We start from the raw sequence: 25735 nt of genomic DNA on the forward strand, positions 1-25735 counted from the left end.
ACAGCGAGACACCTGCGGCAAGTCGACGGCACGCTCGGCGCGGGATCTGACGTCGTGCGCCGCGCAACCTCGGCCCCCAGCGCTACGCCCGACGCCCTGATCGCCCTAGTGCTGGCCGGCCTGAATCTTGACGGGACTACGTCTCGGCCGACGCACGCCGCAATTTGTTCACCGCCGCCTCGATGGAGCGTTCGTAGCTGACCAGCGGTGGGCGCACGCCATTGGCGAACAGCATCCGCCGCATGTCACTGTGGGTGCCGGTCAGCGCAATGCGGATACCGGCACGCCGCGAGGCGCTCAGCATGCCCTCCAGGGCGCGGGCGGCACTGACATCGATGAAGGGCACCTCGGTGAAGTCGAGAATCAGCCCGCGGTGGCGATCGGACACCCGCGCCAGGATCGACTCGATCGAGGTGGCGGCCCCGAAGAACCAGGCGCCGGAGAGCCGATAGACCACCAGCTCGGGATCGGCGGGTGAAAGCCCTGTGTCACGGTAGTCGAAGCTCGTATCCGCCACATCCTCCGGCACCCAGGGCATCTGCGCCGCCCCCACGGTGCGCGACATGCGCTGGATGAACAGCAGCGCGCCCAGCAGCGTGCCGGCCAGAATCCCCTCGGTCAGATCGCGGAAGACCGTCAGTAACAGCGTGATCAACAGTACCGCGGCATCGCCCCGCGACGCCCGCAGCAGACTGACGAAAGCGTGCTTCTCGATCATGTTCCAGGCCACCACCGCCAGCACCCCGGCCAGGCTCGCCAGCGGGATATAGTCCAGCAGCGGGGCCGCCAACAGAATGAACAGCAATAACAACAGCGCATGCAGCATGCCGGCGATCGGGCTCGCGGCGCCGGCCCGCACGTTGGTGGCCGTGCGCGCAATGGTGCCGGTGACACAGATACCGCCGAACAGTGCCGAGGCGACGTTGGCCACCCCCTGAGCCACCAGCTCGCAGTTGGCGCGGTGGCGGCGCCCGCTCATGCCGTCCGCCACCACCGCCGACAGCAGCGATTCGATCGCCCCCAGCAGCGTGAAGGCCACGGCGCTGGGCAGGACCTCGATGACCTTGTTCCAGGAGAGCGCCGGCAGCGATGGCATCGGCAGGGTTTCCGGAATGCCGCCGAAAGCGGAGCCGATGGTCGCCACCGGCAGATCCAGCAGCGCCGTCGCCCCCGCGGTCACCGCTATCGCCACCAGCATGCCCGGCCAGCGCGGTCGTAAGCGCTTGACCAGTACGATGGTGGCGATGGTCGCCAGGGCCAGCGCCATGGTGACAGGGCTGGCCGTGGGCAGCGCCTGCCAGATCGCCGGCAACTTCTCCAGCAGCGGGCCGGGCTCCTGCCCGGCGAAGGTCAGCCCCAGCAGCGGCTTGAGCTGGCTGGCGAAGATGATCAGCGCGATCCCGGCGGTAAAACCGACCGTCACCGGATAGGGGATCAGGCGGATCAGGCTGCCCAGCCGCAGCCAGCCGATCAGTGTCAGCATTACCCCCGAGAGCAGAGTGGCGAGTAGCAGCCCTGCCATGCCGTGAGCCTGCACGGTCGCCGCCACCAAGACGATGAAGGCGCCCGCCGGACCGCCGATCTGGAAGCGGCTGCCGCCCAGCAGCGATACCAGAAAGCCACCGATGATGGAGGTATAAAGTCCCTGGGCGGGAGAGGCGCCGGAGGCCATCGCAATGGCCATCGACAGCGGCAGCGCGACGACGGCCACGGTCAGCCCGGCGATCAGATCGGCGCGCAGTTTGGCGAGCCCATACCCTTCGCGCAGGACGGTCACCAGCTTGGGGGTGAAGAGCGCCGCGAAACCCGGCGCATTGGCGGTGCGGACATGCTTCATGACGAGCGAGGCCTTTCGAGTCGAGTGTGGGCGGTGATATCGGCGGCGTTACGACTTGCCGGGCGCCGTCTTGAGACGCACTCCGCGCCCGGTGGCCTGGCTGATCGCCTCATCGCCGATCAGCTCGACACCGGCGCGCTCCAGCGCCTCCACGACCTTGGTCAGGCTGTCGATGACGCCGCGCACGGTGCCAGGGCTGGCTTCCATACGCTGAATGGTGGGTACCGAGACGCCCGCCAGCGCCGCCAGGGCGCGCTGATCGATGCCCAGCAGGGCGCGGGCGGCACGCATTTGAGGACCAGTGATCATTTCACGCTCCACCAGGTGAGACTTGGCACCCACTCAGTCTAAAGCATCGATAGTCGTTTCTAAACATCTCAAGTGATATCTCAGATATCAAAATAGATATTTTCAAATATCACCCAAGGGGCAAGAAGCGCCCGCGCAGGCAGCCGCCGAGCGCGTCTCGCGCGGCGTTCCCTACGCTACCTGCTAAGTTAGAAGGCGTACGCTCATTCTCGGGAGTCGCATCATGCAACTACGTCGCCTCGGCCAGACCGGGCTCAAGGTCTCTCCGCTGTGTCTCGGCACCATGACCTACGGCACGCCGCGCTGGCGCGACTGGGTGCTCGACGAGGCGCAGAGCCGCCCCTTCATCCAGCAGGCACTGGAGGCCGGGATCAACTTCTTCGATACCGCCGACATGTACTCCGACGGCGAGTCCGAGCGCGTGGTGGGACAGGCGCTCAACGACTTCGCCCGGCGCGAGGAGGTCGTGGTGGCGACCAAGGTCTACAACCCCACCGGCAACCGCTCGCCCAACGAGCGCGGGCTCTCGCGCAAGCATATCCACCACGCCATCGATGCCTCGCTCGGCCGGCTGGGAATGGAGTATGTCGATCTCTATCAGACCCATCGCTGGGACTACGACACCCCTATCGAAGAGACCATGGAAGCGCTGCATGAGGTGGTCAAGGCGGGCAAGGCTCGCTATATCGGCGCCTCCAGCATGCACGCCTGGCAGTTCGCCAAGGCCCAGCACGTCGCCGAGCGCAATGGCTGGACACGCTTCGTCACCATGCAGCCGATGGTCAACCTGATCTATCGCGAGGAGGAGCGCGAGATGCTGCCGCTGTGCCGCGACCAGGGGGTCGGCGTGATCCCGTGGAGCCCGCTGGCACGTGGCATTCTCGCCGGCAGCAAGGCAGTGGACAGCGAGGGCACCACCACCCGCGCGCGCAGCGACGAGCAGATGCGCGCCTGGAACCTGGGCCAGGATCGAGACGCCCCGGTGATCGAGGCGCTGGGCCAGGTGGCCAAGGCCCGCGGCGTGTCGCCGGCGCAGATCGCCCTGGCGTGGCTGTTGCACAAGCCCGGTATCACCGCCCCGATCGTCGGCGCCAGCAAGGCACATCATCTCGACCAGGCGCTGGGCGCGCTCGATATCACCCTGAGCGAAGACGAGATCGCCACGCTGGAAGCTCCCTACGTGCCCCACGAGGTGGTCGGCTTCAACTGAGCCGGAGTGCTGGCGGCGCCCGATGCGGGCCGCACCGGCGAGCGCTCCAGGCAGCGCCAGCGAGTGGCGCGGGCGCAGGCGCGGTGGCATCATGAAGCCTGGCGGCCCGCGGGGCCGCCGAACCAGACCAGAGTTTGTGAGACACGCCAGGCCGGGCGACAGCGCGATGCGCAGAGACGTTAGCGTGTCGCGCCCGGCCTACCACCATGGCCGCCAGAATCGACGAGGTAGTGCACGCCAATGTTTGAGAAGATCGAGCGCGTTCCCGGGGATGCCATTCTCGGGCTGATCGAAGCCTACAACCAGGATAGCAATCCGCAGAAGGTCGATCTCGGCGTCGGCGTCTACCGCGATGCCCACGGCCACACGCCGATCATGCGCGCCGTGAAGCAGGCCGAGGCGTATCTGCTGGAGCACGAGCAGACCAAGAGCTACATCGGCTCCCACGGCGATCCGCGCTACGGCAAGGTGCTGCTGCCGCTGGTGCTGGGCGCCGACTCTGCGGTCCTGGCGGCCGACCGTGCCAGCGCCACCCAGTCACCGGGCGGCACCGGCGCGCTGCGGCTGGCGGCGGACTTCATCAAGTCGAACCTGCCGGGCAAGCGCATCTGGCTCTCCGACCCGACCTGGCCCAACCATCTGGGCATCTTCGACGCCGCCGGCATCGAGATGCGCAAGTACCCCTACGTCAGCGCCGACAACCGCCTCGACTTCGACGCCATGCTGGCGACGCTCAAGGAAGTACCGCAGGGTGACGTGGTGCTGCTGCACGCCTGCTGTCACAACCCGTCGGGCTTCGATCTCGACCGCGAGCAGTGGCAACAGGTGCTGGAAGTGGTCAAGTCGCGCGGCCTGCTGCCGCTGGTGGACTTCGCCTACCAGGGCTTCGGCGAGGGACTGGAAGCGGACGCCTACGGGGTGCGGCTGATGGCCGAGAACCTCGACGAGGTGCTGATCACCAGCTCCTGCTCGAAGAACTTCGGCCTCTACCGCGAGCGTACCGGCTGTCTGATCGTGATCGCCAAGAATGCCGAACAGATGCAGAACGTGCGCTCGCAGATGGCGATCGTGGCGCGCGAGAACTACTCCAACCCGCCCTCCCACGGCGCTGCCATCGTCACCGAGATCCTCGAGTCGGCGGAGCTGGCACGGGTGTGGCGCGAGGAGCTGACCGAGATGTGCGACCGCATCAACGGTCTGCGCAGCGACCTGGTCAGTGCGCTTGCGCCCTACGGCCTCGATAAGCGCTTCGCCCACGTCGCCGCCCAGCGCGGCATGTTCTCCTACACCGGGTTGAGCGCCGAGCAGGTCAAGCGCCTGCGCGACGAGTTCAGCATCTACATGGTCGGCTCCGGCCGCGCCAACGTGGCCGGCTTCACCAGCGAGAACCTGCCCTACGTGGCCAAGGCGATCGCTGCCGTGGTCGACTGACGGGGCTGAGATAGCAGCGCTACCGACAGCGCATTGACGCAAAACGCCCGGCCACTGGCCGGGCGTTTTACGTAGACGATACGGCAACCGTTTGGCGAGTTACTCCGAGGGCGCGAGGGTATCCGAGCCCATCGCCTCGCGAAAGCGCTGGTGGGTGATGCCGCCGGACTCGGGGTCGGCGAGCCGCTCGAACAGCGCCTGCTGCTTGGCACTGACCGCTTCGTCACGGTCGATGACCCCATCGCCGTTGACGTCGAGCTGGTCGAAGCTCAGCGCGTTGGGGCGCTGATCCACCGGCGTCTGGGCACCACCGTCGGTGAAGGCGGCGTTGTCGCGCCCCACCCCGCCGGACTTCTCGATCGACTCACGGTCGACCTGGGAGGCGTTGGCCGGCGGCTGCGGCTGGCCGCTATCGGCCTTGACCGTCAGGCTCGAGTCGTCGCCGTCCGCGGCGCCATCGGCCGTCTGTGCCAGGGCGGGCAGCGCACTGCCCGCAGCCAGCAAACCGATACCCAGACGCAGAGCCCAGGGACGTGTCCAAGAACGCATGGCAGATCCTCTCAAGACGATGTGCTCTTGAGACCGCTGCCGAGCAAAAAAATTCGCGCAGCGACACTCCCTCGGGCCCAGCGGCCCGAGGGAGTGTCGCTGTCCAAGGTGAACTTACTCGTCCCAGATCGGGGCAAAATCAGGATCGGCGATACGCTCGCCGCGGTCGAGCCCATCGATCTCGGCGATCTCGGCGTCGCTCAAGCGAATCTCCAGCGCTTCGAGATTGGCCTTCTGGTGTTCCGGCTTGGTCGACGACGGAATGACGATGATATCGCGGGCGGCGACCCAGGCCAGCGCGATCTGCGCCGGGGTCACCGCGTGATGCTCGGCGATGCGCTTGAGCACGGCATCCTCCATCACCCGCCCCACCGCCAGCGGCATGTAGGCGGTCACCTCGAGCCCCTTGGCTTGGCAGTGCTCGACCAGCGCACGGTTGGCCAGGAACGGATGGACCTCGATCTGGTTGGTCACCAGATGCTCGCCGCCGGGCAGCGCCAGCGCCTGGTCGATCTGCGCGATGGTGAAGTTGGAGACGCCGATATGCCGGGTCAGGCCGCGCTGGCGGCAGGCGTCGAGCGCACCCAGATAGTCAGCCATGGGCACCTCGTCGTTGGGCGAGGGCCAGTGGATCAGGGCGAGATCGACCTGCTCGAGGCCAAACGCGTCGAGGCTCTGCTCCAGGCTGGCGGTGAGCGCCGCCGGCTCGAGCTGATCCCACCAGATCTTGGTGGTGATGAAAAGCTCGTCGCGGGCGATACCGCTCTGGCGCACCGCCTTGCCCACCGCGGCCTCGTTGCCGTACATCTGGGCGCTATCGAGGTGGCGGTAGCCGAGGTCGAGCGCCGAGGTCACCGAGTCGATGACCGCCTGCTCCTTGAGACGATAGGTACCCAGGCCCGGCTGCGGCAGAAGATGACGTGACATGAAGCGGCTCCTCGATCGTGCGGAGAGGTGAAAAAAACCGTACCGATAGGCAGCGCCCGCCTCCCCGCGCTCGGGCGCCGCCCCTGTCCATGCTAGACTCAAGTTCGATTTTCTGCCCGGATCGAGGCATGTCAGACGCCACGCCCTCCCCGCACCGCCAGCAGCTACTTCTCGTCGGCAACGGCGATGCCCACCTGCATGTCGCCAGCCACGCCCGCCAGCTGGCGCAGGCGGGTATCGACGTCACCCTGATCACACCCCAGCCGTTCGCCTTCGCCGACTGGCTCGGCGGTATGCTCGGCGGCGAGTGGCAACTCGACGACGTGCATCTGCCCGCATCACGCATTACCGCCCACGGCGCCACCCATGTGGCCGCCAGCGTGGTCGCCGCCGACCGCAGCAATCGCCGAGTGACCCTGGACAACGGCCAGCGCCTCGACTACGACTGGCTGTCGATCGATCTGCCACCGGTGGTCGACGCCCAGGCCATTCCCGGCTTCTACACCGCCCAGGGCATCTATGGCGCCAGCGCCGATTCCCTGTGGGCGCTGCGCCAGCAGCTCGAGAGCGAGCTGGCCGACCCCGCCCGACGCCTGTCCAACGTGGCGGTGCTGGGCGGCGGCGCCCTGGGGGTGGAGCTGGCAGCCAACCTGCTGGCGCTGGGGGAACGCTACGGCCGCCCGCTGCCGGTGGCGCTGATCGGCAACGAGCGCCAGCCGCTGCCCGACGCCTGCCGTCGCGCCAACCGCTGGCTCACCCGGCGGCTGCAGCGGCGCGGCCTGCGCCTGGAACTGGTGGCCACGGCAGCGCGCTACGAGCGCGACAGCCTGATCCTCGACGACGGTACCGCCGTCGACGCCGACCTGCTGCTGGTGGTCGAAGCGCTGCGCCCGCCGCCGGCCTTCGACGTCTTCGGGCTGGCCCATGACGCCCAGGGGCGGGTCGAGGTCGACCCGCGCCAGCGCTGCCGCGAAGATCCACGGGTGTTCGTCAACCAGCCCAGCGCCCCCGGAAAGACCACGCGTCGCGCCACCCGTGAGCGTGCCACCGGCCTGCTCTCAGCGCTGCTGGCGCTGGGCGATGCCCCCACCCCGGCCAGGACCCACGATAGCCACTGGAAGGCGCTCAATCTCGGCGACCTGCGCGATATCGCATGGCGCGGCTCGCTATGGTGCCGCGGGCGCTGGGTACGCCGGCTCAAGCATCGCCGCGACCGCCGTGAGGTGGCACGCTACCTGGACGACACCTGACCTAACCCACGCCCACGCACGTCGGCGTGCACAAAAACGCGACCCCGGCACCCGGCCGGGGTCGCGTCGCTAGCGCACACAACCGCCGCGCGTCAGCGCGGCGGTACGGCACTACTGGCGGATGCCTTCGAGTACCACGTAGAGATCCACGCTGTGCATCGGCGCCGGGAACTGACTCATGTCGATGTCGAAGTCGGCCAGATCCAGGGTCGTGGTCGCTTCGAAGCCCTGACGATAGCCACCCCAGGGGTCGTCGCCGCCGCCGATGTGATCGACGTCGAAGGTCACCTTGCGTGTCACCCCGTGCAGGGTCAGCTCCCCGGTCATCTCTCCCTCTTCGCCGTCGTCGTCGATCTGGAAGCCGGTGGACTTGAAGCTCGCCTGCGGATACTTGCTGGCGTCGAGGAAGTCACCGCTCAGGATGTGCTTGTCGCGCTCGGCGTGATTGCTGTCGAGGCTGTCGACGTCGACCTTGACCGCGACGCTGGACTCCTCGGGCGCCTCGGGGTCGTAGCTGAAGTCGCCACTGAACTGCTTGAAGTCACCCAGAATATAGGAGTAGCCGAGGTGGCTGATCTTGAACTGGATGAAGGCGTGCTGGCCTTCGCTGTCGATCTTGTAGTCGGCGGCCTGGGCCTGGGTCAGCGGCAGCGCGGCGGCGACCAGGGCAGCCAGGGCGGTCTTCTTCAGCAGCATGCGAAACTCCTCGTGGATTGAGCTCTTGGGGGGCGCGAGCACCGGTGGCGGCCAGCGCTCGGAAACACTCAGCGACGCCGCGCGGCGCGCGTCGTCAGCATTCGGGTCAAGGTGTCCTGACGGTCGAGCCAGTGGTGCTTGAGCGCGGCCAGGGTGTGGCCACAGGCGAGAATCACCAGCGCCCAGGCGGCATACCAGTGCACGCTACCCGCCACCACCGCCTGGTCCGGCAGCCCCGAGACCAGCGCCGGCACGCTGAACCAGCCGAAGACGCTGATGCCCTGGCCCTCGGCGGTAGAGATCAGATAGCCCGAGAACAGCACCACGAACATTAGCAGATACAGAAGCCCATGGCCGGCATGGGCGGCACGCCGCTCGAGCACGCTGCCGTGGGCGCGCGGGGTGGGCTGGGTCAGGCGCCAGGCCACCCGCGCCAGACTCGCCGCCAGCAGCAGGATACCGATCGACTTGTGCCACCAAGGCGCCAGATGGTACCAGGTGTCGTAGTAGCCCAGGCCGGTCATCCACCAGCCCAGCGCGAACAGGCCGAACACCGCCAGCGCGCTCAACCAGTGCAGCGCGATGCTGATCCTGCCCCAGCCGCTGTGAGAATTGCGCCACATCACCCTGCCCCTGTTCCCGTTTCACCTCAGCATACGGATAACGGACGGCGGCGACAGCCAGGGTGGTGGAAATCGATTAGTGACGAAAAGGAAATAATAGAGACGAAAAAGCCCGCCTGAGCGGGCTTTTCGGTCAACCGAGACAGATACTTCACATGAGGGTATCGAGGCCCCGGGCCAGATCCGCCTGCAGGTCCTCCAGCGTCTCCAGCCCTACCGCAAGACGGATCAGACCGTCGCTGATCCCCGCCGAGGCGCGCTGAGCGTCGCTCAGACGGCCGTGGGTGGTGGTCCCCGGATGGGTGATGGTGGTCTTGACGTCACCCAGGTTGCCAGTGATCGACATCACCCGGGTGTGGTCGATCACATGCCAGGCAGCCTCGCGCCCACCGGCGATCTCGACCCCCATCACCGCGCCGAAGCCAAGCTGCTGGCGCTGGGCCAGGGCGTGCTGGGGATGGCTGGCAAGGCCACTGTAGTGGACCCGCGCCACCGCCGGCTGCTGCTCCAGCCACTCGGCCAGGGCCTGGGCATTGCGACTGTGCGCGTGCATGCGCAGGCTCAGCGTCTCCAGCCCCTTGAGGAAGATCCAGGCATTGAATGGACTCATGCAGGGGCCGCAGGTGCGCACCACGCCGAACAGCTGCTCCAGCTCCTGATCGCGGCCGACCACGGCGCCGCCGATCGCCCGCCCCTGGCCATCGAGATACTTGGTCGCCGAGTGGATCACCAGGTCGGCGCCCAGCGCCAGCGGGCGCTGCAGTGCCGGAGTCAGGAAGCAGTTGTCGATCGCCAGCCAGGCACCGTGGCGGTGGGCCAGGTCCGCCAGCGCGGCAATGTCGACCAGCTCGTTGAGCGGGTTGGAGGGCGTCTCGGCGAACAGCAGCTTGGTCTTGGGCGTGATCGCCGCTTCCCAGCCGGCGAGATCGTTGAGTTCCACATAGCGCGGCACCACGCCGAACTTGGCCAGGTACTTGTCGAACAGCGCGATGGTGGAGCCGAACACCGAGCGCGATACGATCACCTCGTCACCGGCCTGCAGCAGCGCCAGCACGGTCGAGAGGATCGCCGCCATGCCCGAGCTGGTGGCGACGCAGCGCTCACCGCCCTCGAGCGCGGCCAGGCGCTGCTCGAAGTTGCGTACGGTGGGGTTGGTGAAGCGCGAGTAGACGTTGCCCGGCTCCTCGCCCTTGAACTTGCGCGCGGCCTCGGCGGCGCTGCCATAGACGAAGCTAGAGGTGGGGAAGATCGGCTCGCCGTGCTCCTGCTCATGGGTGCGCTCATGGCCGGCACGGATCGCCAGGGTCTCGAGACCGAGCGAGAGATCGTCGTCTAGGGGCATGCGGGTACACTCCTGAATATCGTCTAGGCTATGCACGAAAAATCCCTGCGCTCGGCAATACGGCGTTAAAAATCGGCTGGAGCGCCAGCCCGGTCAAAAATGGTCATTTACACACCGTAAACTGGAACGCCAGCCCGGTCCGTTTTCACCGATTTTTACCTTAGCTACGCGCCCCGGTCTTTCCTTCGCTCGCTGACTTTTCGTACAAAGCCCAAGTCCAGACTGAGGCGGCCCCGCCGGCGGCGGGGCGCACCGGCTCAGTCGTCCGAGCTGTCGTTGTGCAGGTCGACCACGGCATTGACCCGCTCGCGCCCCTCTTTGGCCGCATCGCTGCGAGCGGCCTCGAGCGCAGCGAGATAGGCCTCGTCGATGTCGCCGGTGACGTAGCTGCCATCGAACACCGAGCAGTCGAAGTCGTCGAGGGCCGGATTGACCTCGCGGCAGGCCGCCTTGAGATCCTCCAGGTCCTGATAGATCAAACGGTCGGCGCCGATCAGCTCACCCACCTCGGCGTCGCTGCGGCCATGGGCGATCAATTCGGATGCCACCGGCATGTCGATGCCGTAGACGTTGGGGTAACGCACGGCGGGGGCAGCAGAGGCGAAGTAGACCTTGTTGGCGCCGGCGTCCCGGGCCATCTGGATGATCTGCTTGCAGGTGGTGCCGCGCACGATCGAGTCGTCCACCAGCAGCACGTTCTTGCCGGCAAACTCGCTGCCGATAGCGTTGAGCTTCTGACGCACCGACTTCTTGCGCTGGGTCTGCCCCGGCATGATGAAGGTACGGCCGATGTAGTGGTTCTTCATGAACCCTTCACGGAAGGTCACCCCGATGTGCTGCGCCAGCTCCAGCGCCGTGGTGCGCGAAGTGTCGGGGATCGGGATCACCACGTCGATGTCGTGCTCCGGCCATTCGCGCTGGATGCGGTCGCCGAGCTTGCGCCCCATCTGCATGCGGGTGCCGTAGACGTAGGCACCGTCGAGCTTGGAGTCGGGGCGCGCCAGGTAGACGTGCTCGAAGATGCACGAGGTCAGGCTGGGGCGATCGGCACACTGCTGGGTGTGCACGTTCTTGTGCATGTCGACGAAGATCGCCTCGCCCGGGGCCAGATCGCGCACCAGTTCGAAGCCGCTGACATCGAGCGCCACCGACTCGGAGGCGATCATCACCTCCTGCCCCGGGCGCCCCTCGGCATCGACGCCCTCGCGGGTGCCGTAGACCACCGGGCGGATACCGTGGGGGTCGCGGAAGGCGACCAGCCCGAAGCCGCTGATGATGGCGACCGCGGCGTAGCCGCCGCGGCAGCGCCGATGCACCCGGCGCACCGCGTCGAAGATGTCCTCGGGGGTGAGGTAGAGCCCCTGCTTGCCCAGTTCGTGGGCAAACACGTTGAGCAGGACCTCCGAGTCGGAGCTGGTGTTGATATGGCGCAGATCGGAGGAGAACAGCTCCTGCTTGAGCTGGTCGGAATTGGTCAGGTTGCCGTTGTGCGCCAGCGTGATGCCGTAGGGCGAGTTGACGTAGAACGGCTGCGACTCCGCCTCGCTCGCCGATCCCGCGGTGGGATAGCGCACGTGGCCGATCCCCAGGTTGCCCTGGAGACGCTTCATGTGGCGGGTGTGGAAGACATCCCGCACCAGCCCGTTGTTCTTGCGCAGCAGAAACCGACCGTCATCCCAGGTCATCATGCCGGCGGCGTCCTGTCCGCGGTGTTGTAAAACCGTCAGCGCGTCATAGATCGACTGATTGACCGCTTCATTGGCCATGAGGCCCACGATACCGCACATGCCGCCTTACCTCGCTTGATTGCGCCCCTCAGGGCGCCGGTTGCGCGGCCGCTGCGCCACCCGGGGGTGGCGCGGCACGGCCGCTCTGCTCGACTGTCGAAGTCGTCGTACCCGGCAGCGTCAACGGCAGACGCCGCATGGCGTCCTCCGCCTGCGATGCGTCCACGTTCCAGTCCTCGAGCTGGACCACCGCCCAGGCCCGCAGCGACTCGAAGGCGGGACGCAGCTGCGCCTGCTGCCAGGCGCTCAACTGGGCCAGGGGCGTCAGCCCGATCACCACCGTGGCGATCACCAGGATCGCCGCCCCCCGGGCCAGACCGAAGCAGGCGCCGGCGACCCGGTTGAAAAACCCCATGCCGACCCACTCGATCGCCGCGTTGAGCAGCCGGATGACGAAGCCGCACACCATCACCACGACGAAGATCACCAGGACGAAGCCGAGCACCAGGCGTGCGTCCGGGTGTGAGATGTAGGGCTCGAGCATTTCGCCCAACGGCTGGGCGAAGACCCGCGCCGCGAGCAGCGCGACGATCCACGCCCCCAGGCCCAGCGCCTCGCGTACCAGGCCGCGCATGAAACCTGCCAGCATCGAGATCGTCAAGACCAGCAGGAAGGCGTAGTCGAGCCAGGTGAGAGTCATCAGCTACCCGGTTTGCGAATCAAGAGTCCCGACAGGTTGGCGGACTGCTTGAGTTCGGCACGCGCCTTCTCGCCCGCCTCCGAGGAAGCGAAAGGCCCGACATAGACCGAGGTCAGGTTGTTGTCCCGCGGCTGCGAATAAGCAGCGAAACCTTGGTTCTTGAGCTTGGCCGCGAGCCGCGTGGCGTTGTCCTTCTGGCCGAAGCTGCCGACCTGCACCACCCAGCCGCCATCTTTGCTGGCCGCGGTACGCGTGGGGGTGCTGGGCGCCGGCTCGGGCTTGGCCGGGGCTGCCTGAGACGCCGGCGCCTGGCGCTTGGCCGGCTGGCTGGTATCCGACTGGGCCAGTTCGGCGATCGGGTCGGTGCGTGGCTGGGTCGCCTGGGAGTTGCCGCTCTTCTCCTCGCTGGTGCTCCCCGCTCCTTGACCGAAGCTCTCGCCACCACCGCCCAGCTGGGCCGAGGTATCGGGCTCGGGCACTGCGCTGGTGTTGCCGCCACTGTCGCGCTGGGCCACCGAGGCCGGCGGCTGCGGCGCTTCGATGATGCGCTGGCGCGCCTCGCCCCCGCCTACCGGCTGCTCGATCACCATCACCGGCTCCGGCCCCTGCTGACGCGGCTCGGGGTCGTCGAACAGCATCGGCACGAAGATCGCCCCCAGGGCCACCAGAATGACCGCACCACTGATCCGTTCACGCCATCCGTACTTCATAAGACCTCCTCAAGCGGGCCTGTTCGAACCCCGGTCATCCATTGGCCGGGGCGATGAAAAATGCCGATTCGATGCATCGCACCTGTCAGACGGCCGCCGCCGTCAGCGCCTCGAGCGCCCCGGCGACGGTCAGGAAGGAGCCGCACACCAGCACCTCCTCGTCGGCACCGAGCCGCTCGCGCAGCCACGCCACGCCGGCCGCCGGCGAGTCGCAGCTGGCCAGCAGCGACGCCCCGGCGGCCTCGATCGATTCGCCCAGCGCAGCCGCCGAACGCCCGCGGGGGCCGTCGAGCCCCACCGCCACCCAGGCGTCGACCGCCGGGCCCAGCGCGGCGATCAGCGCCCCGGCGTCCTTGTCGCCGAGCACGCCGAGCAGGCCGATGCGCCGCGTGGGTCGCGGGCGGGCCGCCAGCCGCTCGGCCACGTAGGCCGCCGCATGGGGGTTGTGGGCCACGTCCAGACACCAGTTGTCCAGCCACTGCAGGCGCCCGGGCAGCGCCACCGTGGCGAGGGCCTCGCGCACCGCCTCGAGTTGCGGGGTGATGCCCAGCAGCGTCAATACCTGCAGCGCCACCGCGGCATTGTCCAGCGGCAGGCCCGGATCGGGCAAGCTATCGAGTTCATAGCGCGCCCCCTGGGCGTCGCTGCCCTGCCATTGCCAACTGCCGCCCTGGTCCTGGGGCGCGAACGCCTGTCCCAGCCAGTAGGCCGGCGCTGCCAGCGCGCCGAGACGGGCCGAGACACTGGCGGGCAACTGGCGGCTGCCGAGCACCGCCGGACGCGCCGGGCGCAGGATGCCCGCCTTCTCGAAGCCGATGCCGTCGAGATCGTCGCCGAGGAAGTCGGCATGGTCATGGGCGATGGTGGTGATCACCGCGATATCGGGGTCGATCACATTGACCGCATCGAGGCGCCCACCCAGCCCGACCTCCAGAATCGCCAGCTGTGGTTGGCGCTCGGCGATCGCCCACAGCGCCGCCAGGGTGCCCGCCTCGAAGTAGGTGAGACTCACCGCCTCACCCGCCAGGCGCGCCGCCTCGACCCGCTCGAAGCCTTCGACCAGCAGCGCATCCTCCGCCGGCTGGCCGTCGAGGCGCAGGCGCTCGTTGTAGCGCAGCAGATGGGGAGAGGTATAGCAGGCGGTGGAGAGGCCGTGGCACGCGGCCAGGCGCTCGAGCAGCGCCACCGTCGAGCCCTTGCCGTTGGTGCCGGCCACGGTGACCACCTGCCCCGCCAGCGGCCGCTCACTCAGCCCCAGGCGGGTCGCCACCGTGGCGACCCGCTCGAGGCCGAGCTCGATGGCGACGGGATGCTGGCGCTCGAGTCGCGCCAGCCACGCATCCAGCGCCGCGGACATCTCAGCGCGACGCCTGGGAAGCGTCGGCCTCGTCCGGCAGCGGCGAGAAGTCCGCCTCGGCTTCGTCAGCGAGTGACGGCTGATGGGTGAGAATACGCAGCACATTGCCCAGCCGCGTCCGCAGCTCGGGACGCGCGACGATCATGTCGACGGTGCCGTGCTCGAGCAGGAACTCGCTGCGCTGGAACCCTTCCGGCAGTTTCTCGCGCACGGTCTGCTCGATCACCCGCGGGCCGGCGAAGCCGATCAGCGCGTTGGGCTCGGCGACATTGAGATCGCCGAGCATCGCCAGCGATGCCGAGACGCCACCGAACACCGGATCGGTCAGCACCGAGATGTAGGGCACCCCGGCCTGCTTGAGCTTCTCCAGTGCGGCGGAGGTCTTGGCCATCTGCATCAGCGAGAACAGCGCCTCCTGCATGCGCGCGCCGCCGGAGGCGGCGAAGCACACCAGCGGGATCTCCTGCTCCAGCGCGAGGCTCGCCGCGCGCACGAACTTCTCGCCGACGATCGCGCCCATCGAACCGCCCATGAACGAGAATTCGAACGCCACCGCGACCACCGGCAGACCGTCGAGGGTGCCGCGCATGGCGATCAGGGCGTCGTTCTCGTCGGTCGCCTTCTGCGCCGCCGAGAGGCGATCCTTGTACTTCTTAGAATCGCGGAACTTGAGCCGATCGCTCGGCTGCAGGTCGGCAGCGATCTCCTCGCGCCCTTCGGCGTCGAGGAACCAGTTGAGCCGCTTGCGTGCCGTGAGTCGCAGGTGGTGCTGGCACTTGGGGCAGACGTTCTGGTGTTTCTCCAGCTCGGGGAGATAGAGCACCGAATCGCAACTCGGGCACTTGCGCCACAGGCCGTCGGGCACGCTGGCGCGGCGGTCGTTACGCTGGGTGCGGCTCATCGACGGGACGATCTTGTCTAGCCAGCTCATGTCGGGAGAGATTCCATCAGTTTAAGGAAACGGGTCCGCGCCGGCGGTCAGCCACATGCCGGCGCGACACGGAAAGCGCAGATGATACCAGAATGCCCCGCGCGGCTCAGGCGCGCGCATCTCGGTCCAGCGCCGTGCGCATCTCGCCGAGGATCTCGCGCAGCGCCTGCGGGATCGTCTCGGGGGCATCGGCGCGCTCGGCGATACGCCCCACCAGGGCGCTGCCGACGATGACGCCGTCGGCGACACGGCCGATGGCCGCCGCCGTGGCGCCATCACGGATGCCGAAGCCGACGCACAGCGGCAGCTCGGTGAGCGCACGCAGGCTCGCCAACTGCGACCCCACGGCTTCGGCATCGAGGGTCGCCGCGCCGGTGACGCCCTTGAGCGAGACGTAGTAGAGATAGCCCTGGCCGTGGTGACAGATCGTCGTCGCGCGCTGCTCGGAGGTGGTCGGCGCGAGCAGGAAGATCGACTGCAGACCGTGGTCGGCGAACAGCGCCGCGTTCTCGCCCATCTCCTCCGGCGGCATGTCGACCGCGAGCACGCCATCGACGCCGGCATCCCGGGCCTGGCGGGCGAAGGCAGCATAGCCCATGCGCTCGATCGGGTTGAGGTAGCCCATCAGCACCACCGGGGTCTCGGCATCGCGCTCGCGGAACGCCGCCACCATCTCCAGCACGTGGCTCAGCCGGGTGCCGTGGAGGAGCGCGCGCTCGCACGCCTTCTGGATCACCGGGCCGTCGGCCATGGGATCGGAGAACGGTACGCCCAGCTCGATCACGTCGGCCCCCGCCTCGACGCAGGCGTGCATGAAGTCGACGGTGTGGGCCGGGGCCGGATCACCGGCGGTGATGTAGGGAATCAGCGCCTTGCGCCCCGCTGCCTTGAGCGCGGCGAAGCGCCGGTCGATACGATTCGCGTGTTGGTTCATGTCGGTCCCCGCCGTCAGAATTCGATGCCGTCGATCTTGGCCACGGTATGGATGTCCTTGTCGCCACGCCCGGACAGGTTGACCACGATGTGCTTGTCCCGCGGCAGGCTGGCCGCCAGCTTCTTGGCATGGGCCAGTGCGTGGGCTGACTCCAGCGCCGGCATGATGCCCTCGACCCGGGTCAGCTCGCGGAAGGCGGCAAGCACCTCGTGGTCGTCGGCGGCCACGTACTCGACCCGCCCGACATCCTTCCACAGCGCGTGCTCCGGGCCCACGCCAGGGTAGTCCAGGCCCGCCGAGACCGAGTGGGTATCGGCGATCTGGCCGCCCTCGTCGGACATCAGATAGGTGCGGTTGCCGTGGAGCACGCCACGCGGCGCGTTGGCGGTCAGCGGCGCGGCATGACGGCCGGTAGCCAGGCCATCGCCGCCGGCTTCGACGCCGTACATCGCCACCTCGTCATCCTCGACGAAGGGATAGAACAGGCCCATGGCGTTGGAGCCACCGCCGACGCAGGCGACCAGCGCATCCGGCAAGCGCCCGATCTGCTCCAGCGACTGGCGCCGCGCTTCGCGGCCGGCCACGGCATTGAAGTCGCGCACCAGCATCGGATAGGGGTGCGGCCCGGCCACGGTACCGATGATGTAGAAGGTATTGTCGACGTTGGTGACCCAGTCACGCAGCGCCTCGTTCATGGCGTCCTTGAGGGTGCGCGAGCCCGACTCCACCGGCACCACCTTGGCCCCGAGCAGACGCATGCGATAGACGTTGAGCTTCTGGCGCTCGACGTCCTCGGCGCCCATGTAGACCTCGCACTCGAGCCCCAGACGCGCGGCCACCGTGGCGGTGGCGACACCATGCTGGCCGGCGCCGGTCTCGGCGATCACCCTCGGCTTGCCCGAGCGCTTGGCCAGCAACGCCTGGCCGATGGTGTTGTTCACCTTGTGCGCGCCGGTGTGGTTGAGATCCTCGCGCTTGAGCCAGATCTGGGCACCGCCGATCTCCCGCGACCAGCGCTCGGCATGGTAGAGCGGCGACGGCCGGCCCACGTAGTGGGTCAGGTCACGATCGAACTCGGCCTGAAAATCGGGATCGTGCTTGAGGCTCGCGTAGATCTTGTCGAGCTCTTCCAGCGCGAAGCTCAGCGTCTCGGAGACGAAACGCCCTCCGTAAGGGCCGAAGTGGCCGCTCGCATCGGGCAGTTGCGTCAGGTCAAAGAATCGGCTCACGAGTGGACCCTCATGGTGTCGCTGCGTGGATGGTGGTGGCGCCGGCGGCGCGGACATGATGGCAGAAGGCGCGCAGGCGCGCGGGATCCTTGATGCCATGGCGCAGCGCGCCGCCGTCCGCACGGGCCTCGACACCACCGGAGACGTCGACCGCATAGGGCGCGACGCGGGCGATGGCGGTGGCGACGTTGTCTGGCGTCAGACCACCGGCAAGAATAACAGGTTTGCCCAGGTCACCGGGAATGCGCGACCAGTCGAAGGTCTCGCCGGTGCCACCCGGGACGCCGGGGCGGTAGGCATCGAGCAGCAGCGCGCCGGCGCCGGCGTAGCGCCGGACGGCCTGCTCAAGGTCGAGGCCGTCACGCATGCGCAGCGCCTTGATCCAGGGTTTGGCAAAGCGCGCGCAGAACTCGGGCGACTCATCGCCATGGAACTGCAGCAGGTCGAGATAGGGCAGCGCCGCCTCGACGCTGGCCGCATCGGCATCGACGAACAGCCCCACCCGGGTGACGAAGGGAGCCACCTCGGCGCTGAGCGCGGCCAGCCTTGCCGGTTCGATCGCCCGGCCACTGCCCGGCCACAGCACGAACCCCAGGGCGTCGGCGCCGCACGCCACCGCCGCGTGGATATCCTCGCGCCGGGTCATGCCGCAGATCTTGATTCTCACCTGGCTCATGGGGTCATCTCTCCTGGCGCCCCGGACAGGGCGTCTCTACCGCCGGTCGCGCCGCTGATGTCACGGTACGGATTCGGCCGCGCGGGCGTCGGGGTGGGTATCGACCACGTTGCCATCGGCGTCGATCCATTTCGGCCATACCCGCCGCCGGCGCATCAAGGGGGTATCGGGAATCAGGTCACGGTCGCCGGTCCAGTCGCCGCGGAACGCCAGCATCTGCGGGCCCAGCGGCTCTTCGGGCAGGGCGAAGCGCTCGTCGAAACGCACGTCGACGAAGTGCAGCCCGCAGGCCGGCGCGGTGACGTTACCCAGGGTCCGATCCTTGAGCGCCAGCAGCTCGGCAGGATAGGACTCCGACTTGTCGCCGCGCCCCACCGCCACCAGCACCCCGGCAATGTTGCGGATCATATGGTGCAGGAAGGCGTTGGCCTGCACGTCGATCACCACCAGGGTCCCGTAACGGCACACCTCGATGGCGTGCAGATGGCGGATCGGGGTCTTCGACTGGCAACCCGCCGCGCGGTAGCTGGAGAAGTCGTGCTCCCCCACCAGCACCTGGGCGGCACGATGCATGCGCTCGGCGTCCAGTGGCTCGCGGCACCAGGTGGCGTGGTGGCGCTCCATCACCGGGCGCGTCGGCTGATTGAGGATGACATAGCGATAGCGCCGGGCCAGCGCCGAGAAGCGGGCGTGGAAATCGTCGTTCACCGGTACCAGCCAGCGCACCGCGATATCCCGCGGCAGGGTCGCGTTGGCGCCGAACAGCCACGCCTTCTGGGTGCGCGCCGCGGGCGCATCGAAGTGCACGATCTGGCGCGTGGCATGAACGCCGCTGTCGGTACGACCGCTGCACAGCACCTTGACCGGAGCCGCGGCGATCCGTGACAACGCAGCCTCCAGGGTGCCCTGGACCGACTCGGCGTGGCTCAGGCGCTGCCAGCCGCAGTAGCGGGTACCGTCATACTCCACGCCGAGGGCCAGGCGGCCACTCAGCGTCTGGGTATCGTCCTGCCGGGTAAAAAACGCCATCGAAACCTGCAACGCGGGGAAACTTAGGGCCGACCATTATCCCGATGCGGCGGCTCGAATTCCACCTCCTCGACCTCCCAGCCGACGGGAATCCCACGCTGCAGCGAGGTGTCCCCCGGGGAGACGGGATGCTGAGGCGACGCGTTTCCAGATGAGGTGTGTCCAGGCGAGGTATTCCCCGGAGACGCATTTTCAGAAGACGTGTTTGCGGCAGCCGTGCTTCCCGATGCGCTGCTTGGCGCAGACGCGCTGTCTGGAGAGGCCAAACCCACGCTCTGGTGAGGCGTCTCGGCGGACACCGGCTCGCCCATCGGGCGCCAGGTGCGCGCATCGAGGTCGAGTGGCGGCATCTCGATCTCGGACGAAGCGTCGCTCAGCGGCACCGTGGGCGACGGTGTCGCGTCATCGAGCTCCAGCGTCGGCGGCTGGTAGTCGATACGCAGCGCCTGCGGCGCCGGATCATCGGGAAAGGCCAGCGGCGCGGCGGTCGCGTCGTCGCGCTCCCAGGGTCGCGCGCGGCGCTCTTGCGGGGGCTCGGCGGCGGCTGCCTCGCCCTGCTGCGTCCCGGTTTCCGATTTTTCTCCCGCTTCCAATTTTTCTTCCGCTTCCGATCCACGCGCATGCGCACCAGACGACCGATGCTCGTCAGGTCCGGCATCATCCCGATGCGCCGTGGCTGACGGACCCGCACCCAGCGTCTCCGGGGCCACATCGAATGCATGAGGCAAGGGTTCGAGCGCCAGCGTCGGCGCGGCATCGGGCGGTGTCTCGGTGTCCTCTACCTCGGCGCCGTCCATGGTGCGCGGCGCCGAGGCCCCCCCAGTGGACACCGACTCGGACGAAGGCGTCTTTTCAGGCGCTGGCGTCGTGTCGGACCAGGATGGCGCTGCGGACGAGGACGAAGTGTCAGGCAGCGGTGACTGGGGCAAGGGCGCCGCCTCGCCACCCAGCGCGGCATCGAACAGCGCATCCACATCCTCGACCCGCGCCAGAGAGAGCGCCCCCTCGTCCTCCGCCAGCAGAGTCGCCGCGGCGGTGTCGGCTGCCGCGGCCTCTGCGTGATCGGTGGCAACGGCCCAGCTCTCATCGACATAGCGGGCGCGGTAGTCAGCGACCAGGGCTTCCGCGGTGCGCCGTTGTTCGCGGCTGGCACTGTCGTCGAACCCGGCCAGCACCTGCTCCATGGCCTCGATCTCGCGCAGCTCACCCAGGGCTCGGATCAGGCTCAGCCGATGGCGCGGATCTTCCTCCAGCCGCGGTTCGAGCCAGTCACGGGCGGCAGCATAACGGCCATAAGCGATATAGATATCGGCCTGACTGATCGCCGCGGCCCCCATCTCGACCTCAACAGGGTCGCGCCGCGCGCCGCGGCGTTTCACACCTCTCTTCAGACACTTTAAGAGCCCCCTCGGCGCCCGGCGGCGGGGCTTGCGCGGGGCCTGGTCCGGCGCACCGGGGCGGCCGTCACTCGACTCGTCATGGACAGTAATCTGGGCCTGCTCCCGGGAACGGCGACGTTGCCGCAGCAGGGCCCAGAGCAGGCCGAGCAGCGCCAGGGCGCCGAGCAGCGGCGACCAGGACACGGCACGCTGCCATAGGGACGGCGCAGCAGCGCTGCCGTTTTTCGCGGCGGATACCTTGAGCGTGGAGGACGCCGATTTGGGCAGCGGCGTGGACTTGTCCAGCGGCGTCGCCTGCGCCGTCGACGAGGCCGCGGCCGCCGTGGAGGCAGCTGGCGTGGTATCGCCAGCCGACGTCACGGGGCCGGCGAGTGTCGATCCAGAAGCCGCAATCCCATCACCCACGGCCGATGAGTCGGCGGCCGTCGAGGTCGAGCCAGTCGAAATCGATGAAGTCGTAGGCGAGGAAGTCGAGGCGTCACCGGGCGGCGCCGATGCCCCCAGGGCCGCCACCACGGCGGACTTGCTCACACCACCGCTCGGGTCGGAGGCCGACACGTCGCCCTTGTCGATCGGCGTTGCGCCTGCGGCGAGCGCCGCCCGCAGCCGCTCGCGCTGGTCCTCGAGCTCGGCAATGGTCGCCTGCTGACGCTGGGTCTGCTGCGTCAGGGCTGCCACCTGCCGCGCCAGCGCCGCGCTGTCCGCCGCCCCCGACACCGAGGCAGATGACACCTGCCCCGCGCGCCCATGTGCGGCTGCCCCCTCGACATCGGCGCCATTGGCGGCGTTGCGCAATGTCCGCAGTGCAGCCGGGGCCTGATCGGCCAGCGCCGCGACCGTAGCCACCGGCGGCACCTCCAGGCGCACGCCGGCGCGCAGCCGATCGATATTGCCGGCCACGAAGGCACTGCGATTGGCGCGATAGAGCGCCAACATGGCCGCCGCCAGGGAGACACCCTGGTGCGGCGGCAACGATGCCGCCAGAGTCGAGAGCGTGGAACCGGGGGCGACCGTGAGCGCCTGCGGCCAGCCGGCAGCGGCAGTCGGATACGCAGAGGTCGAGACGGATGAGGGCGAAGCGGCAGTGGACGCCGAGTGCGGCGTCGAGTGCGGCGTCGAGTCAGCGGCTGCCAGCAGCGGCTGCGTCGCAGCGTAATCGGGCGGATCGAAAAGCAGCGAGACCTCACGCTGCCACTGCCCCTGAGGCCAGTTTATCTTCAGCAGCAGATCAAGAAAGGGTTCACGCACACGCCGGTCGCTGTCGAGCACGATGGCGAGCCCACCGCGGCGCTTCTCGACTCGCGCGGTGATGCCATCGCCAAGGGCATCCGGCGTCAGTCCGGCACGCCGGTAGGCCGCCGCGTCGGCCAGCGTCACCGAGACCTGCGCAGGCTCCAGCCTGGCGCTCTCGGTCAGCGGCAGCACCACATGCAGCGGCCGGTTGAGCGGTGACACCGTCAGCGGCTCACCCACCCCCAGCGCCTGGACCCGAGTAGCCAGCAGCAGCCCGCAACCGCCGATGAAGAGCGTGACCCATGACCGCATGCTGTCCCCAACTGCGCGATGTATTCGCAAGCATGATCGGCCGTTACGACACAATCTTTAACATCAGGTTACAGAAAGCGCCATGAACTCGCGCGCCGGAGTGGCATGCGCCCCCACGCAAGAACCCCGCCGGCGCAGGCGCGGGCGGGGTTCTTGGGCCGCGCGGCTGACGCGCGGCAGTCAGTGTCAGCGTGTGACCTCAGGCGTGTTCGCGCACGATCCGCAGCATGCGCTTGAGCGGCTCGGCGGCCCCCCACAGCAGCTGGTCACCGACGCTGAAGGCGGTCAGATATTCGCCGCCCATGGCGAGCTTGCGCAGCCGCCCCACCGGGATGCTCAGGGTGCCGCTGATCGCCGCCGGCGTGAGCTGCTCGATCGTCTGATCCTTGTCATTGGGCACGACCTTGACCCACTCGTTGTGCTTGGCCAGACGATCCTCGATCTCGTCGAGCGGCACGTCCTGGCGCAACTTGATGGTGAACGCCTGGCTGTGCGAGCGCATGGCGCCGATACGCACACAGAGGCCGTCGATCGGGATCGGCTGGCTGCCGGTGGCGAGGATCTTGTTGGTCTCCACGCCGCCCTTCCACTCCTCCTTGCTCTGCCCGTTCTCCATCGCCTTGTCGATCCACGGCAGCAGGCTACCGGCGAGCGGCGCCCCGAAGTTGTCGGTGGGGAAAGCGCTGCTGCGCAGGGTCGCGGTGACCTCGCGGTCGATGTCCAGAATCGCGCTGGAGGGAGTCGCCAGCTCCTGGGCCACGGCACCGTTGAGCGCCCCCATCTGGGCCAGCAGCTCGCGCATGTGCTTGGCGCCGGAGCCGGAAGCCGCCTGATAGGTCATGGAGGTCATCCACTCGACCATATTGGCCTCGAACAGCCCGCCCAGGCCCATCAGCATCAGGCTGACGGTGCAGTTGCCACCGACGAAGGTGCGGGTACCCTTGGCCAGCTGGGCGTCGACCACGTGACGGTTGACCGGATCGAGCACGATGACCGAATCGTCGGCCATGCGCAGGGTGCTGGCGGCGTCGATCCAGTAGCCCTTCCAGCCCGCTTCGCGTAGCGGCTGGTAGACGGCGGTGGTGTAGTCACCACCCTGGCAGGTCACGATCACGTCCATCGCCTTGAGTTCGGCGATATCGTTGGCGTCCTTGAGTGCCGGCACGTCCATGCCGATGTCCGGCCCCGGCTGCCCGGTCTGGGAGGTGGAGAAGAAGACCGGCTCGAGACCGGCGAAATCGTTGTCATCCAGCATGCGCTGCATCAGCACGGAACCGACCATACCGCGCCAACCGACGAATCCGACTTTCAACATAGATTGGTTACCCCGAAGGTGGAGGAAGCCACAGCCGACCAAGGCGGTTATCTCCCGGCCGGCACGGCTCCGCTTCCATGAACGTCTGCCGTGACGCGCGCGTCACGGCCCCCTCAAAAGCGTGTCAGTCTAGCAGCCCGCCGAGGCCGGCGCCGATCTCCTGCCGGGCGCGTGACACTCGCTCATCGGCGGACGGCTGGCGCCTCAGACGTCGGCGAACGCTGCCACGACGGCATCGCCCATCTCCGCGGTGGAGACCTGGCGGGTGCCGGGATAGGCGATGTCCGCCGTGCGCAGACCGGCATCCAGCACCTGTCCCACGGCGCGTTCGATGCGCTCGGCCAGCGCGCTCTCGCCGAGCGAGTAACGCAGCATCATCGCCACCGACAGAATGGTCGCCAGCGGATTGGCCAGCCCTTGACCGGCGATATCCGGCGCACTGCCGTGACACGGCTCGTACATACCCTGCTGGCGCTCGTTGAGCGACGCCGAGGGCAACATGCCGATGGAGCCGGTGAGCATCGCCGCCGCGTCGGAGAGAATGTCGCCGAACATGTTGCCGGTGACCACCACGTCGAACTGCTTGGGCGCGCGCACCAGTTGCATGGCGGCATTGTCGACGTACATGTGCGACAGCTCGACGTCGGGATACTCGGGCGCCAGCCGGTTCATCACCTCGCGCCAGAGGATGGTGACCTCGAGCACGTTGGCCTTGTCCACCGAGCAGAGCTTGCCACCGCGCTTCTGCGCCATCTCGAAGGCGACCCGGCCGATGCGCTCGATCTCCGACTCCGAATAGACGTAGGTGTTGTAGCCCACGCGCTCGCCGTCACGCGTCTCGATGCCCCGCGGCTGACCGAAGTAGATCCCCCCGGTCAGCTCGCGCACGATCATGATGTCGAGCCCGGAAACCACTTCCGGCTTCAGCGTCGAGGCCTCGGCGAGCTGCGGGTAGAGCAGCGCCGGACGCAGGTTGGCGAACAGGTTGAGGTGCTTGCGCAGCCCCAGCAGGCCCTTCTCGGGGCGCTTGGTGAGATCCTCCAGCGTATCCCACTTGGGGCCACCCACCGCGCCCAGCAGAATGGCGTCGGCGGCCTTGGCCTTGGCCAGGGTCGACTCAGGCAGCGGATGCCCTTCGGCGTCGTAACCCGCGCCACCGACCAGCCCCTCTTCGAGCTCGGCGTCGAGCCCGGCGGCGCGGCAGGCGTCGAGCACCTTGACCGCTTCGGCGGTGATTTCCGGCCCGATACCGTCACCGGGCAATACCAGAATCTTCTTGCTCATGCGTAATCCTTGAAAACCCGCCTGGAGAGCGGTGTCGATACGGGTATCAGCGACTCAAACGTCGCGGAACAGCCACGGCTGCGCCTGGCGATGACGGCGTTCGAAGTCGCTGATCGCCCCCGACTGCGCAAGCGTCAGGCCGATGTCGTCGAGCCCTTCCAGCAGGCAGTGCTTGCGGAACGGGTCGACCTCGAAGGCGATCGTCTCGCCGCTCGGCGTGGTCAGCTGCTGGCGCTCGAGGTCGACGTCGAGACGGTAGCCTTCGGTCGCCTCGGTCTCCTGGAACAGGCGCTCGACGGTCTCCTCGTCGAGGGGGATCAGCAGAATGCCGTTCTTGAACGAGTTGTTGTAGAAGATATCGGCAAAGCTGGGCGCGATCACCACGCGGAAGCCGAAGTCATCCAGAGCCCAGGGCGCGTGCTCACGCGAGCTGCCACAGCCGAAGTTGCGCCGCGCCAGCAGCACCTGGGCGCCGTGGTAGCGCGGCTGGTTGAGGACGAAATCGGGGTTGAGCGGACGGCTGGAGGCGTCCTGGCCCGGATAGCCCTCGTCGAGATAGCGCAGCTCGTCGAACAGGTTGGGGCCGAAGCCGGTGCGCTTGATCGATTTCAGGAACTGCTTGGGAATGATCAGGTCGGTGTCGACATTGGCCCGATCGAGCGGCGCCACCAATCCCTGCAGGTGTTCGAATTTCTTCATCGTCGTCACTCCTCGTGAAGGGGGC

Annotated in this window: 23 protein-coding genes; 3 read left to right on the plus strand and 20 right to left on the minus strand. The window is 67.9% G+C overall.

Annotated elements, in window-relative coordinates:
* Window positions 1–136 precede the first annotated feature (136 nt).
* Window positions 137–1837: a SulP family inorganic anion transporter gene (locus DOM66_RS05305; RefSeq protein ID WP_110689469.1), complete on the minus strand. Its 1701-nt coding sequence runs from the start codon at window positions 1835–1837 to the stop codon at window positions 137–139.
* 48 nt (window positions 1838–1885) lie between these two features.
* Window positions 1886–2146, minus strand: coding sequence for a helix-turn-helix domain-containing protein (locus DOM66_RS05310; RefSeq protein ID WP_110689470.1), 261 nt, complete (start codon window positions 2144–2146; stop codon window positions 1886–1888).
* Window positions 2147–2369: 223 nt separating this feature from the next.
* Between DOM66_RS05310 and DOM66_RS05315 the strand changes: the two genes are divergently transcribed.
* Window positions 2370–3356, plus strand: coding sequence for an aldo/keto reductase (locus DOM66_RS05315; protein WP_110689471.1), 987 nt, complete (start codon window positions 2370–2372; stop codon window positions 3354–3356).
* 240 nt (window positions 3357–3596) lie between these two features.
* Complete coding sequence (locus DOM66_RS05320; protein WP_110689472.1) at window positions 3597–4787, plus strand: amino acid aminotransferase; 1191 nt, start codon at window positions 3597–3599, stop codon at window positions 4785–4787.
* 99 nt (window positions 4788–4886) lie between these two features.
* Here the strand turns inward: DOM66_RS05320 and DOM66_RS05325 are convergent, their stop codons facing one another.
* Together DOM66_RS05325 and dkgB are read right to left on the minus strand one after the other, a co-directional pair.
* A complete protein-coding gene (locus DOM66_RS05325) occupies window positions 4887–5336 on the minus strand; it encodes an EF-hand domain-containing protein (RefSeq protein WP_110674298.1) in 450 nt (149 codons plus the stop codon).
* Between the two features lie 114 nt (window positions 5337–5450).
* The gene (gene dkgB, locus DOM66_RS05330; RefSeq protein WP_110689473.1) at window positions 5451–6263 is read right to left on the minus strand and encodes a 2,5-didehydrogluconate reductase DkgB; all 813 of its coding nucleotides are present in this window, start codon (window positions 6261–6263) and stop codon (window positions 5451–5453) included.
* 128 nt (window positions 6264–6391) lie between these two features.
* On the opposite strand from dkgB, the gene DOM66_RS05335 reads away from it, so the two are divergent.
* Complete coding sequence (locus tag DOM66_RS05335) at window positions 6392–7513, plus strand: NAD(P)/FAD-dependent oxidoreductase (protein WP_157958999.1); 1122 nt, start codon at window positions 6392–6394, stop codon at window positions 7511–7513.
* A 111-nt stretch (window positions 7514–7624) separates the two neighbouring features.
* Here the strand turns inward: DOM66_RS05335 and DOM66_RS05340 are convergent, their stop codons facing one another.
* The 16 genes from DOM66_RS05340 to leuD form a co-directional block, all read right to left on the minus strand.
* Window positions 7625–8206 carry a YceI family protein gene (locus DOM66_RS05340; protein ID WP_110674351.1) on the minus strand — a complete coding sequence of 194 codons (582 nt, stop codon included), beginning with the start codon at window positions 8204–8206 and terminating at the stop codon, window positions 7625–7627.
* A gap of 71 nt (window positions 8207–8277) precedes the next feature.
* Entirely contained in the window at window positions 8278–8832 is a 555-nt protein-coding gene (locus DOM66_RS05345; protein ID WP_110689475.1) for a cytochrome b, read from the minus strand.
* A 151-nt stretch (window positions 8833–8983) separates the two neighbouring features.
* Window positions 8984–10174: an O-succinylhomoserine sulfhydrylase gene (locus DOM66_RS05350; RefSeq protein WP_110689476.1), complete on the minus strand. Its 1191-nt coding sequence runs from the start codon at window positions 10172–10174 to the stop codon at window positions 8984–8986.
* A 257-nt stretch (window positions 10175–10431) separates the two neighbouring features.
* Window positions 10432–11961: an amidophosphoribosyltransferase gene (purF, locus tag DOM66_RS05355; protein WP_110674303.1), complete on the minus strand. Its 1530-nt coding sequence runs from the start codon at window positions 11959–11961 to the stop codon at window positions 10432–10434.
* A gap of 28 nt (window positions 11962–11989) precedes the next feature.
* Entirely contained in the window at window positions 11990–12601 is a 612-nt protein-coding gene (locus tag DOM66_RS05360) for a CvpA family protein (RefSeq protein ID WP_110674304.1), read from the minus strand.
* On the minus strand, window positions 12601–13311 hold the full coding sequence (locus DOM66_RS05365; RefSeq protein WP_110689477.1) for an SPOR domain-containing protein: 711 nt from the start codon (window positions 13309–13311) through the stop codon (window positions 12601–12603). The genes DOM66_RS05360 and DOM66_RS05365 overlap by 1 nt, the downstream gene beginning before the upstream one ends.
* 85 nt (window positions 13312–13396) lie before the next feature.
* The gene (locus tag DOM66_RS05370) at window positions 13397–14668 is read right to left on the minus strand and encodes a bifunctional folylpolyglutamate synthase/dihydrofolate synthase (RefSeq protein WP_110689478.1); all 1272 of its coding nucleotides are present in this window, start codon (window positions 14666–14668) and stop codon (window positions 13397–13399) included.
* Window position 14669: 1 nt separating this feature from the next.
* Window positions 14670–15599: an acetyl-CoA carboxylase, carboxyltransferase subunit beta gene (gene accD / locus DOM66_RS05375; RefSeq protein ID WP_110674307.1), complete on the minus strand. Its 930-nt coding sequence runs from the start codon at window positions 15597–15599 to the stop codon at window positions 14670–14672.
* 106 nt (window positions 15600–15705) lie between these two features.
* Complete coding sequence (gene trpA / locus DOM66_RS05380; RefSeq protein WP_110674308.1) at window positions 15706–16533, minus strand: tryptophan synthase subunit alpha; 828 nt, start codon at window positions 16531–16533, stop codon at window positions 15706–15708.
* A gap of 14 nt (window positions 16534–16547) precedes the next feature.
* Entirely contained in the window at window positions 16548–17819 is a 1272-nt protein-coding gene (trpB, locus tag DOM66_RS05385) for a tryptophan synthase subunit beta (protein ID WP_110674309.1), read from the minus strand.
* The gene (locus DOM66_RS05390) at window positions 17773–18438 is read right to left on the minus strand and encodes a phosphoribosylanthranilate isomerase (RefSeq protein WP_110689479.1); all 666 of its coding nucleotides are present in this window, start codon (window positions 18436–18438) and stop codon (window positions 17773–17775) included. The genes trpB and DOM66_RS05390 overlap by 47 nt, the downstream gene beginning before the upstream one ends.
* Window positions 18439–18498: 60 nt before the next feature.
* Complete coding sequence (gene truA, locus DOM66_RS05395) at window positions 18499–19467, minus strand: tRNA pseudouridine(38-40) synthase TruA (protein WP_110689480.1); 969 nt, start codon at window positions 19465–19467, stop codon at window positions 18499–18501.
* A 23-nt stretch (window positions 19468–19490) separates the two neighbouring features.
* The gene (locus tag DOM66_RS05400) at window positions 19491–22412 is read right to left on the minus strand and encodes a FimV/HubP family polar landmark protein (protein ID WP_110689481.1); all 2922 of its coding nucleotides are present in this window, start codon (window positions 22410–22412) and stop codon (window positions 19491–19493) included.
* 199 nt (window positions 22413–22611) lie between these two features.
* Window positions 22612–23727: an aspartate-semialdehyde dehydrogenase gene (asd, locus tag DOM66_RS05405; protein WP_110689482.1), complete on the minus strand. Its 1116-nt coding sequence runs from the start codon at window positions 23725–23727 to the stop codon at window positions 22612–22614.
* Window positions 23728–23931: 204 nt separating this feature from the next.
* Complete coding sequence (gene leuB / locus DOM66_RS05410) at window positions 23932–25011, minus strand: 3-isopropylmalate dehydrogenase (protein ID WP_110674314.1); 1080 nt, start codon at window positions 25009–25011, stop codon at window positions 23932–23934.
* Between the two features lie 54 nt (window positions 25012–25065).
* Entirely contained in the window at window positions 25066–25710 is a 645-nt protein-coding gene (gene leuD / locus DOM66_RS05415) for a 3-isopropylmalate dehydratase small subunit (RefSeq protein WP_110674315.1), read from the minus strand.
* Window positions 25711–25735 lie beyond the last annotated feature (25 nt).

Origin of the sequence: Salinicola endophyticus (assembly GCF_003206575.1) — a bacterium.
GTDB lineage: Bacteria > Pseudomonadota > Gammaproteobacteria > Pseudomonadales > Halomonadaceae > Salinicola > Salinicola endophyticus.